Annotated in this window: 18 protein-coding genes; all 18 read left to right on the top strand. The window is 63.7% G+C overall.

Annotation, left to right across the window (positions count from 1 at the left end):
* Positions 1 to 35: 35 nt before the first annotated feature.
* The 18 genes from F3S47_RS15430 (at position 36) to F3S47_RS15345 (ending at position 16,111) form a co-directional block, all read left to right on the top strand.
* Entirely contained in the window at positions 36 to 1,271 is a 1,236-nt protein-coding gene (locus tag F3S47_RS15430; RefSeq protein ID WP_150446201.1) for an aromatic ring-hydroxylating oxygenase subunit alpha, read from the top strand.
* Positions 1,272 to 1,276: 5 nt separating this feature from the next.
* Complete coding sequence (locus F3S47_RS15425) at positions 1,277 to 2,341, top strand: hybrid-cluster NAD(P)-dependent oxidoreductase (RefSeq protein ID WP_150446200.1); 1,065 nt, start codon at positions 1,277 to 1,279, stop codon at positions 2,339 to 2,341.
* Positions 2,342 to 2,693: 352 nt separating this feature from the next.
* The gene (locus tag F3S47_RS15420) at positions 2,694 to 3,929 is read left to right on the top strand and encodes a tyrosine-type recombinase/integrase (RefSeq protein ID WP_150446199.1); all 1,236 of its coding nucleotides are present in this window, start codon (positions 2,694 to 2,696) and stop codon (positions 3,927 to 3,929) included.
* A complete protein-coding gene (locus F3S47_RS15415) occupies positions 3,926 to 4,210 on the top strand; it encodes a helix-turn-helix transcriptional regulator (RefSeq protein WP_317978265.1) in 285 nt (94 codons plus the stop codon). The genes F3S47_RS15420 and F3S47_RS15415 overlap by 4 nt, the downstream gene beginning before the upstream one ends.
* Positions 4,210 to 4,845, top strand: coding sequence for a hypothetical protein (locus tag F3S47_RS15410; RefSeq protein WP_150446197.1), 636 nt, complete (start codon positions 4,210 to 4,212; stop codon positions 4,843 to 4,845). The genes F3S47_RS15415 and F3S47_RS15410 overlap by 1 nt, the downstream gene beginning before the upstream one ends.
* An 83-nt stretch (positions 4,846 to 4,928) precedes the next feature.
* A complete protein-coding gene (locus F3S47_RS15405) occupies positions 4,929 to 5,114 on the top strand; it encodes a helix-turn-helix transcriptional regulator (protein WP_150446196.1) in 186 nt (61 codons plus the stop codon).
* A gap of 106 nt (positions 5,115 to 5,220) precedes the next feature.
* Entirely contained in the window at positions 5,221 to 5,607 is a 387-nt protein-coding gene (locus F3S47_RS15400) for a hypothetical protein (RefSeq protein WP_150446195.1), read from the top strand.
* A gap of 97 nt (positions 5,608 to 5,704) precedes the next feature.
* The gene (locus F3S47_RS15395) at positions 5,705 to 5,935 is read left to right on the top strand and encodes a transcriptional coactivator p15/PC4 family protein (protein WP_150446194.1); all 231 of its coding nucleotides are present in this window, start codon (positions 5,705 to 5,707) and stop codon (positions 5,933 to 5,935) included.
* A complete protein-coding gene (locus F3S47_RS15390) occupies positions 5,932 to 7,023 on the top strand; it encodes a bifunctional DNA primase/polymerase (RefSeq protein ID WP_150446193.1) in 1,092 nt (363 codons plus the stop codon). Before F3S47_RS15395 ends, F3S47_RS15390 begins: the two co-directional genes overlap by 4 nt.
* Positions 7,020 to 7,505, top strand: a complete 486-nt coding sequence (locus F3S47_RS15385; protein ID WP_223877848.1) for a DUF5681 domain-containing protein — start codon at positions 7,020 to 7,022, stop codon at positions 7,503 to 7,505. Before F3S47_RS15390 ends, F3S47_RS15385 begins: the two co-directional genes overlap by 4 nt.
* Before the next feature lie 26 nt (positions 7,506 to 7,531).
* Positions 7,532 to 7,774, top strand: a complete 243-nt coding sequence (locus F3S47_RS15380; RefSeq protein WP_150446192.1) for a hypothetical protein — start codon at positions 7,532 to 7,534, stop codon at positions 7,772 to 7,774.
* Positions 7,771 to 7,989 carry a hypothetical protein gene (locus F3S47_RS15375; RefSeq protein ID WP_150446191.1) on the top strand — a complete coding sequence of 73 codons (219 nt, stop codon included), beginning with the start codon at positions 7,771 to 7,773 and terminating at the stop codon, positions 7,987 to 7,989. Before F3S47_RS15380 ends, F3S47_RS15375 begins: the two co-directional genes overlap by 4 nt.
* Positions 7,986 to 8,210 carry a hypothetical protein gene (locus F3S47_RS15370; protein WP_150446190.1) on the top strand — a complete coding sequence of 75 codons (225 nt, stop codon included), beginning with the start codon at positions 7,986 to 7,988 and terminating at the stop codon, positions 8,208 to 8,210. Before F3S47_RS15375 ends, F3S47_RS15370 begins: the two co-directional genes overlap by 4 nt.
* Before the next feature lie 33 nt (positions 8,211 to 8,243).
* On the top strand, positions 8,244 to 8,636 hold the full coding sequence (locus F3S47_RS15365; RefSeq protein WP_150446189.1) for a hypothetical protein: 393 nt from the start codon (positions 8,244 to 8,246) through the stop codon (positions 8,634 to 8,636).
* Positions 8,629 to 10,032 (top strand): hypothetical protein, encoded by a 1,404-nt coding sequence (locus F3S47_RS15360; RefSeq protein ID WP_150446188.1) that lies wholly within the window; start codon positions 8,629 to 8,631, stop codon positions 10,030 to 10,032. Before F3S47_RS15365 ends, F3S47_RS15360 begins: the two co-directional genes overlap by 8 nt.
* Positions 10,032 to 12,707: a hypothetical protein gene (locus F3S47_RS15355; protein ID WP_150446187.1), complete on the top strand. Its 2,676-nt coding sequence runs from the start codon at positions 10,032 to 10,034 to the stop codon at positions 12,705 to 12,707. Before F3S47_RS15360 ends, F3S47_RS15355 begins: the two co-directional genes overlap by 1 nt.
* A 1,451-nt stretch (positions 12,708 to 14,158) precedes the next feature.
* Positions 14,159 to 14,389, top strand: a complete 231-nt coding sequence (locus F3S47_RS15350; protein ID WP_150446186.1) for a DUF1328 domain-containing protein — start codon at positions 14,159 to 14,161, stop codon at positions 14,387 to 14,389.
* Positions 14,390 to 15,493: 1,104 nt separating this feature from the next.
* Entirely contained in the window at positions 15,494 to 16,111 is a 618-nt protein-coding gene (locus F3S47_RS15345) for a Crp/Fnr family transcriptional regulator (RefSeq protein ID WP_223877847.1), read from the top strand.
* Positions 16,112 to 16,413 lie beyond the last annotated feature (302 nt).

Genomic DNA, 16,413 nt, shown 5'->3' with positions numbered 1-16,413 from the left:
CGACAGGTGAGATAACCTGTCGCGGAGGCATCCAGATGACGAGCCAAGACCTGTCCGACCTGCTGGCGCGGCACGAACCGGGGCACTCGCTCGAGCGGGATTTCTATACCGACCCCGACATCTACCAGCACGACCTGCAGGCGATCTTTTACCGGGACTGGCTCTACGCGATCCCGGCCTGCCAGCTGACCAAGACCGGCTCCTACGCCCGTCTGCAGATCGGCGCCTACAACATCGTTCTCGTCCGGGGGGCCGACGGCGAGATCCGCGCCTTCCACAACTCCTGCCGCCATAGGGGCTCGGTGATCTGCAAGGCGCGCGACGGCCATGTCGCCAAGCTCGTGTGCCCCTATCACCAGTGGACCTACGAGCTGGACGGCCGCTTGATCTGGGCACGCGACATGGGGCCGGATTTCGATCCCTCGAAGCACAACCTCCGGCCGGTTCACCTGCGCGAACTCGCGGGCCTGATCTACATCTGCCTTGCGGACGATCCGCCGGACTTCGATGCCTTCGCCGACCTCGCCCGCCCCTACCTGGAGGTGCACGACCTGCACCGCGCCAAGGTGGCCTACAGCTCGACCATCGTCGAGAAAGGCAACTGGAAGCTGGTCTGGGAGAACAACCGCGAGTGCTACCACTGCGCGGGCACGCATCCCGCGCTTTGCCGGTCCTTCCCTCTCGACCCCGCCGTCGCCGGCGTCTCGGCCGACGGATCGGTCCCGCCGCAGCTGCAACGCCATTTCGACAAGTGCGAGGCCGCGGGCGCACCCTCCCGGTTCGCCATGGCGGGCTTTGCCGGCCAGTACCGGCTCGCCCGGACGCCACTGCAGGAAAACGCCCTCAGCTACACGATGGACCTCAAGCCCGCTTCCCGCCGCCCGCTCGGGCGGGTCTCTGTCCCGGATGCGGGGACGCTGCTGCAGTTCCACTACCCGTCAACCTGGAACCACTTCCTCCCGGACATCTCTCTCACCTTCCGGGTCACACCCATCGGCCCGCAGGAAACCGAGGTGGCGACGACCTGGCTCGTGGACAAGGACGCCGTCGAGGGAGTCGATTACGACATCCATCGGCTGACCGAGGTCTGGATCGCGACCAACGACGAGGACCGGCAGATCGTCGAGGACAACCAGCTCGGCATCAATTCGCCCGCCTACGTCCCCGGGCCCTATAGCCCGGTCATGGAGGATGGCGTCATCCAGTTCGTCGACTGGTACCTTCAGACCCTGCGCCGGGAGCTCGCGCCCCGCGCCGTGGCCGCGGAGTGACGGTCATGAACGCCTTCACCCCGACGCTCGCCTTCTGGTCCGACGACGAGCCGCTGGAGTGCGTCTCCTTCCTCCCCGAGGCGCCGAACGTGGTAACGTTCACCTTCCAGGCCCCCTCGGGTGCGCTCTTCCGGTACCGGCCGGGCCAGTTCATCACCCTCGAGCTGCCGGTGCCCGGAGGCCCGCTCCACCGAACCTACACCGTCTCCTCCTCGCCCTCGCGTCCGACCTCGCTCACCATCACCGTGAAGGCGCAGGAAGGCTCTCTCGGGACGCGCTGGATGCTGGACAACCTGCGCCCCGGCGTCCGGCTCAAGGCGGCGGGGCCCGGCGGCACCTTCTCCCACCTCGACCACCCGGCCTCCAAGTACCTCTTCATCTCGGCCGGCTCGGGGATCACCCCGATGATGTCGATGACGACCTTCATGTACGACGCCGGTCGCGACCCCGACATCGTCTTCATCAACTGCGCCCGCCGCCCCTCCGAGATCATCTTCCGCGAGCGGCTGGAGCACATGGCCTCGCGCATCACCGGCATCGAGCTGGCCTGGATGGTGGAGCAGACGGACCGCTACCAGCCCTGGACGGGGTATCGCGGCCAGTTCAACCAGCTCCTCCTCGGCCTCGCCGCCCCGGACTACCTCGACCGCGAGGTCTTCTGCTGCGGGCCCGAGCCCTTCATGACGGCCGTCCGCGACGCCCTCGCGGGCCTGGGGTTCGACATGGACCGCTACCACCAGGAAAGCTTCCACGCCCCCGTCGGCGCCACCGACGCCTTTCCCGAGGGCGTCACCCTCGACGACTCGGCCAAGGCGCAGGTGGAGTTTTCGCTCTCTGGCAAGTCGGTCGAATGCGCCGAGACCGAAACCCTCCTCGGCGCCGCCCGAGCGGCCGGTCTCGTCATCCCCTCCGGCTGCACCTTCGGCGTCTGCGGCACATGCAAGGTCCGCAAGACCGAGGGCCAGATCCACATGGTCCACAACGGCGGCATCACGGAAGAGGACATCGCCGAGGGCTACGTTCTGGCCTGCTGCTCCAACCCAATCGGGAAAGTGGCGATCGAAGCCTGAGGCGCGTGCCGGTGTAGCCGGCGTGAGACATCGCATTCGCGCTTGTCGAAGATGGGTAATCGGAGGTTTCAGTGGTGAGCCGTGCAGGATTCGAACCTGCGACCCACTGATTAAAAGTCACCGGGCCCGGCATTTTTCTGTCTCTTCCTGTCCGTTCCGAGATGTTCCGAGACAGGCCCAGAAATGCCCTAAGCCATTCACAAGTCTTTAATTTCAGGTAGTTGCCCTAGGCCCTCTCGGCGTCTAGGTTGGTCCTGCGAGTTCCGAGGGAAGCCGAGTGGCTTTGTCCCCCGAGAGTCCCCCAGCCAGAAAGGCCGAGCGGAACCGCCAGATTTGAAGGCAGGAGCATTGGATGAAGACATTGAGGAGGAGGCTGACCGAGACGTTCGTTCAGAGCGTGAAGGTCGAGGGCGATGAGAGGCTGGAGATAGCCGATGAGGCCCAGCCAGGGCTTCGGCTGCGGGTCTATCCGACCGGCCGAAAGGTCTGGCAGTTCGAGAAACGCGTGAGAGGCGGCCCGAAGCGGAAGCACACGCTTGGCACCTACCCACCGATGTCGCTCAAGATGGCCCGTCTGGCGGCGCAGGAGATTGCCCTCGAAGCCAGCCATGGAATCGACCGGGTGGCTCAAGCCGCCGAGGCGAAGAAGACCGAGGAGGAGAGACGGAAGCAGACCCTGTCGGTTCGTCAGGTCGCGGACAGGTACCACGACCTGCATCTATCCAACCTGTCGAGCGGCGATGAGCGCCTCCGAACAATCCAGGAAGCCTTGAGGGAGGTTTTGGACGAGCCAGTGACGGTGCTCACGCGCCAGCTCTTCCAACACGCCATCGACCGGAAGGCGGGAGAAGGAGCGCATGTCCGGGCGAACCGCATGAAGTCGGCACTCTCCCACTTCGGCAAGTTCCTCTGGCAGCGCGGCTATCTCAGCGAACACGTTGGCGTCGGCCTGGCCAATGCCGTGAACGAGCTGCCCCGCGAAAGGACACCTTCGCTCGAAGAGGTTCGGGCCATCTATCAGGCGACCTTCGACATGGGGCCACTCTGGGGGCCCCTTCTCCGCCTGATCGTCCTGACCGGGCAACGCAGGAGCGAAATCGCCAAGCTTCGTTGGAGGGACGTGGACCTAATACGAAGTGCGCTCGTCTACGGCTCGACAGCGGTCAAGAACAGGAAGGAGCACATCGTGCACCTCTCCGCTCCGGCACTTCGCGAGCTGCAAGCGCTGAGAGACAAGAGCAAGGGAGAGCTGCTCTTCACGACCACGGGGCGGACGCCGGTGTCCGGCTTCAGCAAGGTCAAGACGCGGCTGGACAAGCTGCTCGGGCCAGACTTCGAGCCGTGGCGCTTCCATGACATCCGAACCGGCTTCGCCACGGCGATGGTCGAAGCGGGCGAGGACGAAGCCGTCGTGGATCGCGTGCTGAATCACTCCGCCACAGGATCGGCACCAAGCACCGTGGCTCGGGTCTACAACCGGGCCCACAAGCTCGTTGATCGAAGGCGCGTGCTCGACCGCTGGGCAGCGATGGTGACCGAGGGCGAGTCGGTCGAAGCCGCGACGGACAACGTGGTGGCCATGCGATGACCCGGAATTTCCGCCAAGCTTTTAAGCAGCTTAAATCGCGCTGCTCTAGGTTCGGTCCTGTTCTGATGAAGAGGATATTTCACATGACCGAACGCTTGCTCCGCCGTCCCGAGGTCGAAAGGCTTACGGGGCTCAGCCGCTCAACCATCTACTCGATGATGCCAAGGGGCGAGTTCCCCAAGCCCGTCAGGATCGGGCGGCGCGCGGTCGCCTGGCGTGAAGGCGACCTCCGCATTTGGGTCGCTAGTATTGCCTCAGAGCGTTCAGAGGGGACCTATTGATGGGGCGAAGACCAGCACCACCCAAGCTTTCCGAAGCGTTTCTTAATCGTCAGAGGGATGAGTACTACTGGCCGCTTGAGGCCTACAACTCCAAGTCCATCTACCTTCTCGGCGCCTCGAAGGAAGGTGAAATCCCAGACGAGATGGCGTCGTTCGAGATCCTTCAGGCTATTGCCACGCTCTACAGCGAGCACGGATTCACGAACGAGGCGATAATGGAGCATCACCCAATCCAGCAATGGCGTGAAGAAGGGGTCATGATCCCTGTTCCGGTCTTGAACATGCTCGTCAACGCTTGGGCTAAGTATTTGGAAGGCCCGTCTGGTATGACGATGGGCGAAGCGTTCAATCTCGAAGGCCACGGGCAAGGCAAGAAGCCGAAGCGAGAGAGGCTCCAAAACATCCTGCGCGAACGGCAGCTGGCTCGCGCAGCCATCGCAGCCTATCTCGGAGCAGGCGCCTCTGATGCCGGTGGCATATCCAAGTCGGAGGCCCATGCGATTGTTGCGGAGAGGTTTAACGTAAGTGAGGACACCGTGAAGCGCGCTCACAAGAAGTGGGAAGCCCATGAGATGGAGCGGCTTCGCGTAGCGGGTGCGTTCTCCGAAAATGAGGACGACGATTTGGGGGCATGATCTCCTGAAGCGGTGCACCTGAATGGAGCGCAGGCGCACCGTATTTTCCAAGGCATGCCGAAACCGCCTTGGAGCGCCTCGATATGCCCAGCCAAGTCTACCGCCGCCCCGCCGTCGAAGAGATGACCGGTCTCAGCCGCTCTTCGATCTACGACATGATGGCGCGCGGCGAATTCCCGAAACCCGTGAAAATCGGTCGCCGCGCCGTGGCCTGGCGTGAGGGCGACATAGTCGCCTGGCTGAACGCCCGCCAACCGGCCGCCGCTTAACGAGAAACCCCCACCAACCCGGATCGGGCGGCGGGGGCGCAATTCTCGTGTAGCGGTACAGGAGATATAGCGCAGTCCGCCCGTCCAATCAACAAGGACGAGCAGAATGACCACAGAAATACTCAAGGAATCCAGAGGCATCCACCCTCCCTCGGACACGCGCTGGATCATGCGCAGGAAGGACCTGCCGAACACCCGCGCGGCCGGGCTCTACAGGCTGACCGACCGCGAGGGCAACGAGACCACAAGCGCCATTTCGGCCACGTACCGGCAGGTGCTCGAAGCCCTGCGACGCTCGCCGCTCTACTGCGCCTCGCCGGTCAGATTGTCCGACGTTGTGTACGTCCTCAAGCGAGAGCACGGCGCCGACATCGAGACGCTCTTCTTCGAGGACGACACCAACGACCCGCCCAGCCGCTATGGTGTGTACGTGCTCCACTCCCAGGTCGAGACCCTCGGCGCCCAGGCTCCCAAGACGGCGGAGGCGGCATGACCCATGATCAGCGCGTCCGCCATCTCCGCCAGCGTCACGCTCTTTCCGAACCTGCGGCTCGCGCCGTGGCCGAACTGGCCTTCGGAGGGCGGTGCCGATGACCGTCCTTGCCAGCATCCGCAAGAACGCTCGCGAAGAGCTGCGCGTGTCCCGCGACGAATACAAGGGACACGACATGATCAACCTCCGCGTCTTCTACGACGCGGGGGACGAGATGAGGCCAGGAAAGCAAGGCATCGCCTTCAAGGCGGAGCTTCTGCCCGAGCTGCTGAATGCCCTGCGGCGAGCGCAGGAGGCCCAGCCCGAGTCGAGGGAGGACGCAGCATGACCGCTCTTCCTCGCCTCGTCCCGTCTGCCATCCCGTCTGACGAGATGGCGCGCCTGCACCAAGCAGGCTACTCCCTGCTGCCCCTCGGTGGCGGGGAGGACGGCAAGAGCCCGATCATCGGCTTCAAGGGCAAGTCCCGGCTGCCGCTGAAGCGCATCCTCGCGCCGATGCACCGCAACGGCTCCACCTGCTACGGCATCCGACTGGGTGGCCTCGCGGTGGTCGACTGCGACGTGGATGACCCCGGGCTCATAGAGAAGATGGAGGCGCGCTTCGGCGGGTCTCCCGTCCACGTTCGCACGCCGCGCGGTCGGCACCTCTACTACCGAGCCAGCGGGGCCGGTCAGTTTCCGAACCTCCGCAAGGAAGGCCTTCCGGTCGACATCAAGCGCGGCGCGAACGCCTACGTTGCCGGGCCAGGTTCGGTCCGGAGCGATGGCGGCTGCTACTTCCCGGCAGAGGGTGACCTGGCCGCCGACCGGCTGCCCGAGCTTCGACTGCCGACCCGGAGCCAACAGCAACGTAGCCATGGGATCGAGAAAGGCACGCGCAACTATGCGCTCAGCGTCGTCGCGATCCAGATGGTCGAGACTGTCGATGACCCCGACGAGCTCTTTGGCAACCTCGCCTTCATCCGCGACGACGAGTGCGAGGACCCCGCCAGCATCCCTGACGAGGAACTTCGCAGGATTGCCGACTGGGCGTGGGCCTGCCGTCTGGAGGGGAGGGTCTACATGGGCCGCAACAGCGAGTTCCGAGTGCATCGCTATGCCTTGGATTTGCTGGCCGAGTATCCGAACGCCTCTGACGCCATCGCCCTGTTCGTCACGCTTCACGGCCATATCGCCGGGAAGACCTTCGCGCTCTCATTCAAGGGCATGCGTGACGCCGGTCGGACCGACCTGTCGGAGCGTCGGTTCCTCGCTGCTCGGCGCTCTCTCGAAGGAGCAGGTCTCTTGGAGGTCGCGAGCCGCCACAGGGCCGCTCATCACGCTCGGTCTTACCGCTTGAAGCGCCTTCACCCCGCCATCGCCTTCGCAAGCAACGTCTCTCAGCTACGCCCTGCACAGGGGGAGGGGGTTTATTGATTACATATGTGCTGCAGATCCGCCGCAACCAGCTTTGCCGTGCTCCCGCCGACCGTAACAACGGCTCGACTACGGATCGCCGTAACCCGGACGGCACCTTTGCACCCGGCAATCCCGGACGGCCCGCTGGCGCTCGCCACCGTATCACCCGCGCCGTCGAAGAGCTTCTGGAGGGCGAGGCCGAGGGTCTGACCCGAAAGGCAGTCGAGCTTGCCCTCGATGGCGACACCACGGCCCTCCGTCTCTGCTTGGAACGGATCGCGCCCGCGAAAAAGGACGCGCCGGTACAGTTCGACTTGCCGCCCATGACCAACGCACAGGAAGCCGCAGAGGCCGCCTCCGCTGTCCTGAGGGCCGTCTCCGAGGGGGAGCTGACCCCAGCCGAGGCCGCCTCGGTCATGGTGCTGGTGGAGGGCTACCGGAAGACGCTGGAGATCACCGACATCGAGCAGCGCATCGCTGCACTGGAGGCCAAGAAATGAACCCGCTCTCGAAACGACTGGCTCGGATGGAAGGCAACCGACCCGGACTGACCGCCATCGTCGCCCACCCCATCGGCATGAACGAGACCGAACGGGATCGCGAGGTCGATGCTCTTCGAGCCGACATCGCTGAACCGCACGACGTGATGCTCTTGGCGACACGCGATGCCGGACACCCGCACCTCATGTTCCTCGGCGACCTGGACGAGCTTCTCGCCTCGGTCGCCGCCAGCACCTCCCGCATCGGAGTGAATGGAGGCCGATCATGATCCTGAGACGCAGACTGACCAACCTCGAAGCAGAGACGCCGCACAGCGTCCCGGAGCCTGGCGAGGGACGCCGACGTCTCGCTGAGTACCTCGATGCCGTTGCCGCTCGGTCCAGTGAAACCCGGAAGGTGCTTCCGGGCCCCATGCCTGTCCGCCAGCCCGACGAAACCGCGACCGCCTACCTCGGCCGCGTCTGCGAGGAGCTGGAAGCATGAGACTGAGCAGCAGACTGGAAAAGCTTGAGCAGTCCAGCGGCGGCCTCGTGCTGCTGTTCGTCGAAAGCATCGGCGAGGACGAGCCCGAATACATCGAGGCCTTCGCGAAGGGCGAGAGGCTGACCCGGCAGCCGGGCGAGAGCACTTCGGACTTCCACGACCGCGCCGCAGCTCTGGGGCGCTCTATCGCGGTGTTGGAGGCCGATTGCTTTGACCTTTGAACACCAGACCCCGCGCCCCACGAGGAGCCAGCCATGACGCTGACCCGCCGTCTCACCAACCTTGAAGCCAAGTCGGGCCAAGAGTTCCGGATGCCGACCATCTACGTCCGCGTCGTGAACATGGACAAGTCCAGCCGCCTGGCTCGCATCCATGCTCCATGGGGCGAATTCAGCTCCGAAGACGGGGAAGCCGAACTCGGCTTCGTCATGCGTGCCCACGCGGCGGCAGACATATCGGGCCCGGCGGAAGAGCTCTCTGGAGACGACCTGAAGACCTTCCTGACCGGGCGCGTCCCCGCAATCGCACAAGCCGTCCTGGACGACGAGGAGATCACCGACGACCTCCTCGCTTCCGCGATGGCCGACCTCAAGACCCAGAACGGGCAACACATCGAGCAGCACCAGAAAGGCGAAAGCCATGAATGAGATCCGACTTCCGAACCTCGCCGAGTCCTATATGACCGGCTACGCGAACTCGCTGGCGCTTGGGCAGCAGGTCCAGGAGCAGCGCAACCGCAACGCCCTCGCTGAGCTCCTCCCCCAGCATGGCGCAGCCGCGATGCAAGGGGACCCAGAGGCGATGAACGCGCTCCTCGCCGCAGGCCCACAGGGTCTCCAGGCGGTGAACGTGCTCCACGGCATGTACAACGACGGACGGCGCATCGATCAGGCCGAGCGCCAGATTGGGCAGACCGACGAGCGGATTGGACTGGCTCGAGAGCAGTTCCGCGTCAGCCGGGAGCAATCCCGCCGCGAGATGGAGATTGCCCTCCGCGACTTGGACCTGCGTGAGAACATCGCGGGCCTGGAGGCGGAGGCCGAGGAAGGAAAGCGCATCGCGGCTCAGCTGGTCGGCATCCGGTCCCCGGAAGACTGGGCATCCACCGGCCGGGAAATCCTCGGCGACAACTGGCGTCCCTGGGATCAGCGGGGCGTGATCATCGGCGGTCTCACAGGGGAAATCGAGGCCGTCGAGAGCGCGATTGGCGGCGGCTCTGCCTCCATGTCCGACCGCACAACCAACCTGCCATCTGGTGCCTATTGGAACGATCCGAACGACCCCACCAAGGGCTACACCTACGGCACGCCGAGTAACCCGGAGGGAGCGCCCCAGGACCCCAATGCCCGGGAGACCAAGATCACCGACTACATGTCGACGCTCGGTGCCGATCGAGCGACCGCGATCAAATTGGCGGACGGTCAATACGACATGACCCAGGACGGTCTCGTCGTGGACCGCACCACAGGGCAGGTCATCCAGCCCGCCGCAGGGGGCGTTCAGGGCCAGCCCGGACCCACTAACGTCGAGGCCAGCGATGCCTTTGACGACACCAATGTCGAGGGAGCCCTTGGCTTCTCCGGCATGGGTGCGGGCATCATCAACACGCTCTTCGACAGCATCGGGGTCGGCCAGCCGAGCGCCCGGATCGACCGGGGCGCGCAAATGCTCGACAGCCTCGCCACGCGCACCGTGCAGACCCTCTCTGCGGAATGGCCGGGACGACCGTCCAACCTCACCCGCGAGATGATCGATGAGCTGACCGTCAGGCCGGGCCAGATTGCCACCGGCCGCGACCGCGCGCGGAACAAGATTGCCAACATGCGTCGCGAGATTGAGCGCGCCATGCAGTCCGCCCAGCGGGTGATCGACAATCCCGGTAGCTATAACGCGCAGGAGCGCCAGGCAGCGCGCTCGGCCATGGATGGGCTCGTCCCCCTCCTCGAAGACTACAAGGCGCTCGACGAGGCGCTGAACAGCGGCAGCGGGCAGCCCCAGACCTCGGGGCGCACCTCTTCCGGCATCGAGTGGAGTGTGAACTGATGGCCGAGCTGACAATTGGAGACCAGACCGTCACCGTGGACGACAACTTCAAGAGCCTGTCGCCCGCCGAGCAGGAGCGCACCGTCGAGGAAATCGCACAGCAACTGGGGGTAGCCGGGCGCTCCAGTAGCCTGCCCGAACGCCCGGGCCGACGAGACCGGCCCGAAGTCATCTCGGCAGAGGAAGCGCAGAGGGTCGTGGCCCGTGGCCGCCCCGACAACAACGGCGTCATGGCGGAGTTCAACCGGGGCGTTGCCAATTTCGGGGATGTCTTCAACCCGTTCGACAACACGGCCGAGGGAATGCGTAGCCTCGGGATCGGGGTTGCCGAGGGCGACACCGACACCGCGTGGCAAGCGATGCAGCGCGGGGCTGGCGAGGGCATGGCGGCCATTGTTCCCATCGCGAAGCTCGGGCAGCTGCTCGCGGGTGCAGGTGGCACGGCGGGGCGGATCGGCAGCGACATGTTCAGGTCCATGAGCACCACCGGCGGGGCAACGGCCGAGGTCGGCGCAAGTGCTGTCTCCCAGGGGGCGCAGCAGGTTGCTGAAGACACGGGGGCTGGCTCTACCGGGCAGGCCGTCGCTGGCATTGCTGCCCCTCTCGGCGTTCTGGGGGCGCTACAGGGCGCACGAGCGGCCCTGATGCATGGACCCACTGGAACCCTTACCAGGCGCGCCACGGATGCGCTCACGTCCTCCATGGCGCCCTACACGTCGACCGGTGCCCGTGCGATTGCCCGGGGCCGCATGAAGAACCTCGCCGGGGGCGAAGAGCGGGCCGAGGAACTGGCCGGACGGGTGACCAACGACAACCCGCTTGGCCTCTCCCCGGCACAGCAGACGGGCGATCCGAACATGCTGGGTCTGGAGCGCCTTGCCGTTGAGCAAAGCCCAACCGTCAGGGCCCGCATGGACGAGCGCGCTCGGGAGGCCACGCAACGCGCTGAGCAGGAGGTTTCGGACCTGGGCGGCAACACCGAGGACGCCCGGCGCTTCCTGACAGAGCGGCGGCAGAACTTCGCGACGCGTCTACGCCAGGACGCCGCGAACGCGCTCGACCAAGCCGAGCGCCGCATCCAGTCCCTCGGCAACCAGGCCGGTGAGGGCACGAACTCCACCATCGTGCGACAGGAAATCGACCGGGCCCTGGAAGGCGCCAGGATGCGCGAGCGGGAACTCTGGGATGCCGTGCCGCGCGGGGCCACCGTCGACACTTCCTACTCGCGGGAGCTGGCGCAGGAGTTCGCCCAGACCATTCCTCGAGCCCAGCAGAACGACATGCCCGAGGTGGCTCGCAGGCTTCTCGTGGACGAGGGCGGCTTCGGCGAGAGCGAGACGGTGGCCGAGATGCACGGCCTCTACTCCGAGCTTCGCCGCGTTGCCCGCAGCGCCATGGCCGGGACCGACCAGAACAAGAACCGGGCGCGCATCGCGAACCAGCTCGCCGACGCGGTCCTCAAGGACCTTGGGGCCGTGGATGGCGGCACGCGCATCGGGCAGTCGATCAACGAGGCACGCGCCTACTCGGCCGCGCTGCACGAGACCTTCGACCAAGGGCCGGTTGGCGACATCCTGACCCGCACCATCGACGGCGACACGCGAGTTGATCCGTCCATGACGCTCGACAGGACCGTGCGGCAGGGGCGACAGGGAGCCGCCGTCGCCAGCCGTGACCTCAACCGGGCGGCCAGCTTCGACGGGCGCGACGGTCGACAGGCAGAGGCCGCGATCCAGGACTACGTGAAGGACCGCTTCCAGCAGGCGGTCCAGGACCCCAGCGGCAACTGGTCGTTCCCGGTGGCGCGCCGCTTCTTCCGTGACAACCAGGCGCTCCTGAACCAGTATCCCGACCTGCGAGACGAAATCCTCGGAGCCATCCGCAACGGCGAGAGCGCGGAGCGTATCAACGGAAGGATCGCCGATGTCATTGGGCAGAGCCGGAACAACCGACAGAGCGCCCTGGGGCGGTATCTGGACAGTCCTCCAGAGCAAGCCTTCCAGGCGGTCATCTCGTCGCCCAACGCCGCGCGGGATGCGCGACTCCTTGTCAACGCGGCCCGCAAAGACACGAGCGGGGAGGCTCTGGCAGGTCTTAAAGGGTCTTTTGCTGATTTCCTGATCTCTGGATCGACGGCAACCCGGCAGGGGCGCACAGGCCTTCAGGGCGAGCTACTGAGCGCGCGGCTGGCCGATCCACAGGTGGCGCGCGCCATGAACGTCATACTGAGCCCGGCAGAGCGGGGACGGCTCCAGCGCATTGCCCAGGAGATCACCCGCGTTCAGCGTGCGCGGACCGATGCCGCCGATGTCGGATCGACGCTCTCGGGCGCTCCCACAAGCCGGATGCTCGAAATCCTAGCCCGGGTGCAGGCTGCCCGTCTCGGCGGCGAGGTGGCCGGTGGCTCAATGGGTGGCAGTCTTCAGACCGCCAACATCTTCTCAGGCCGGGCGGGGGAAATCGCGTTCCGGCTATTCACGGACAAGTCCTCCCAAATCCTTGCCGATGCAGTGGAGGACCCGGAGATGTTCAGGGCACTGCTCACCGAGGCGAACTCGATCCGGCTCCAGCGGGACGTAATGCCGAGGCTGTTGCCGTATCTGGCGGGTGGCGTGGTCGCCAGTGGCGTGGGTGATAACGGAAGCGAGAACCTTGAGGAGCTTCAGATCAAGTAGGGAGGGCAAGCACGCGCTTGGCTGGCGCGACGTGCGGCTTGGCTAGGGCACTGAGTGACGGCAGTTTGCTGGCTCGTCACTCACATCTAGGCACTCTGATGACTCGCCGCACGATACCGTCCAGCCAGCGCGATGACCTGTCTTTCCCGATCCGGATCAAGATAGTCGTTCCGCACACCGGGCTCGGCAACCGCCTAGACGACGTCATCCGGTGGTGCCGTGAAAACGTCGGTTCCGGGGAGTTCGCACAAGGCACCGCGAAGAGCTTCGGGTGCGACGCGACAGCCTTCTACTTCCGCCGGATCGAGAGCGGCGCGGCGTTCATCCAGGCTTGTCCCGAATTCGACTTGGCGGATGGATCACAGGCTTCGACTTCGCACAGATAGGCCGGAGGGAAACATGGTCTCAACCTCCCGGAGTAAGGCTGCTTGATCACAGCCTATTCGACACTGGCTTTCCGTGACCTAATAGGGGTTGTGAAAACTTCTCTGTCCCCATCCAGCGGCGTGGTCTCCCATTTGTCGTAGTCGCAAAAATTGTAGGTCAGGACCTTCCGACCAGAGGATTGATGGAAAGATAGAGCTCCGAGCTGAAAACCTTCAGCGTTGACGATTCCCTCAACTTTCTCTGCGAGTTCGGCCGGAGTCTCTCCCATCCCAAGCTTTTGGAGTTGCCTGCTCTTCTGTCTCGTTGCTCCTTCGGCCTCGACACTACGCAGAGTCGCGAATTCAGCTAGTTTTGGCATCATTCGGTCCCAAGCCGCCTGTGCCTTGTCCTTCGCATCTTCGAGATCCGACCCAACAACGAGTTCCCCCCAAGGCATTTCGCCAGAAGGGCTGTCGTTCTCTCTCCAGCTTCGCCATTCGAGTGTGATTGCTCCAATGGGCGTCTCGGCAGTGGCCTGCTCGCAGCGGCTAAAGACTCGGTCCGGCGGTCGATGTTCCATCCATGAAAGTGGCATTAGTGATCGCTCCTCTCATTCCAACTTGTCGGCCGCTTCGTTCTCCTCCTCCCCCCAAGGAAAATGGATGGTCAGTGAACCTCTTCCCGATCAACCATGTAACTGAACCAGGGTCAGACAAGTCGCAGACAGACCATGTCAAGGTTGCCCGGCGCCGCTAGCGGATGTGTGCTGGGTCATGACGGGCTGCCGAATCATGCAGCACACCTCGGACAGATCGACTTCATCACACCATGCTTGTCATGGCCATACCAGCACTCGCTAGGTTCCGGCTTCAGCGAGTCCGACAAGATGTTCGGGAGCGTGCAACTCCACCGAGCGATGGCCAACACGTTCTCCCAACGTGAAGCGGCCTTGCCCGCGTCGATTGTGCGGTATCGGACAAAGGTCGCAGTGGCCACTATAGGCGCCGTGCGTTAGCTCATTGTTAAACGTCTTCCGCTCTGACGGCGCTGTCGCGCCAAGTCTACTGGGTTGCGAGAGCACCGATATGGGACTGAAGGTCACCTTCCTCCTTACTGCAGCAATCGCATCGGTCTTCGGCTTCAGCGGGATCGTCGGTGGGGCCACCGAGACTGCGGGCAGGCTGATCGCTGCAGTCTACGCCGGACTATTCATCTTCGTCTTCCTGGCTCAACGCATCGCGTCGCTGCGACAGCGGAAAGACATGAGATCCCACACCGATGATGAGAGCGCGCCCTTGGAATCCGAGACCGGTTGAACCTCACCGCTTTCGACGCCTATGGCAACTTTGGCTGTGGTTTGGCCCCTGGCATCAGCGTGCCATACGCCAGCCTGAAAGCGGCAAATCGGGTTCTGACTATCGTTGTGCTTAGTCGCTTCCGGTAGGCGGACAGAGCGGACAAGAGGTCACTGGCGCCACGTCGAGGGACTCTCGCCCCTCGCACAGCACGAGGGTTACCATCGCGGAAAGCAAATTTCGGCCGCATGTCGTACCTTCTCTCGCGTGACATGCAAAGAACCACTTGCGGCAGAGGAGAACAGCGTATCGTGGTCCAGTAAGGCGGATAATCGGAACTGCAACAACTACCTGCCCTGAGTCCTCGCAGATGCTGCATCGCTCGTCCCATCCCGGATTGCTCCCACCCTGGGAATCGAACACTTCTTGTCGTCCTCTGTATTGCCCGCCCCGCGCCGTTCCCAACGGAGCGACTGATGATCGCCACGAACCACCTAGCTTTCAGTGTCGGGCTAGTGACGTCGTTGCGTCAAGGCCAATACCTCAGACGGCTCTATTGGCTTTTTGGACCAAGCCGGACACCGTTCGAAGTAGACTCCCGATGGTGCTACCGCTTGAGGTGCTGAGCCCGGAAACAAGATTTTCAGAGTCCTAGACGAAAGCGTCATTGGTTCTTTTGGAAGAGCCCACCTCGATCCAACTGTCGTGACTCTGAGCTCTAGGAGAGACGGCAAATGGCGTCACGCCACTGCTAAAGCTGCCCGACATAGGTGGCAGCAAAGAGGGCTTGAGCACACTGGAACCAAGCTTCAGCGACCGTTCAAGACTAGCGAACACGTTGTTGTCCCATGCGGACTTATCGAGACTGCACAGAGATTATGTACACAACCGTACCCTGACGGCCCGGAGAAGACTCCCGTCCCTGTCATTAGGCGAACGATCAAGCTACCTGCGGACTCATCGACCGTAGATTGCATGGGCGCGGTCGGCTGATAGCCATGTGCTGTTGCCCCTAGGCTCGGAAGGCCAATGGGACCAATAAAATACAGAAATCAAGTGCTCTCGGAGTTGCCTGCTGAGCATCTGGCACTTCTCACGCCGCACCTTGAGCCAGTGGCTCTAACCATGGCGCAGAAGCTCGAGCTACCCCAGCAGTCAATACCATATGTCTACTTTCCGGAAGAGGGGCTGCTGTCGATAGTCGTCCAGTCCCGGCGGGGAGAGTATGAAATTGAAGCGGGCATTATCGGAAGGGAGAGTCTCACCGGAATGATGGTCGTCATGGGAGACTCCTGTTCACCGAACAAGACCGAAGTCCAGGTGGAGGGGCATGCGAACCGCATCGAGAGCGCCCGCATCAGGGAAGCCATGGAAGTCTCCACCTTTCGCAACGCCCTGCTGCGATACGTTCAAGCTGCCCAAATTCAGACGTCCCACACCGTCTTGGCGAACGGGAAACTCAAGCTTTCTGCCCGGCTCGCCCGCTGTCTGCTCATGTGCCATGACCGTATGGATGGTGATGAAATCCCGCTCACCCACGAGTTTCTCTCGGTCATGATCGGAGCCCGGCGGGCAGGTGTCACCGTTGCCCTGAACGAGCTTGAGCACGCCGGTACGACAAAATCGAGCGGGGGCTCACTCAGGATACTTGATCGCGATGGTCTCAAGGAAGTCTGTGCCGATATGTATGGCGTCCCTGAAGCGGAATATCAGCGGCTCACGGGCGTGCCACTCGCGAGATAGGCTGGCCATGCCATTGCTGCATTGCTGAATTTACGCCCCGTGACGCGCCGCAGTATTGGAAGCACGCCGTACCTTTGGGAACTGGCATGAGCGCCCACTGAACGTGGCCCTAGGTGAGCAAGATGACGAAACGGTGAGAGCTCATCTGCCTTCGCCAGGTTCAAGATGCTGCAAGTGCCTAGGGTCAGGATCCATTGATCGTCGCTGTACGGCGTGATTCACGGCTCTGAAAACGGAGCGGTGACATGAGCGATCTTTTCTGGCTGAGCGACGAGCAGATGGCCAAGCTCGCCCCTTTCTTC

Source organism: Histidinibacterium aquaticum, from assembly GCF_008710275.1.
Classification (GTDB): domain Bacteria; phylum Pseudomonadota; class Alphaproteobacteria; order Rhodobacterales; family Rhodobacteraceae; genus Oceanicola; species Oceanicola aquaticus.
The sequence above is the reverse complement of the archived record's forward strand: the minus strand, read 5'-3'. Positions and strand labels throughout refer to the sequence as shown.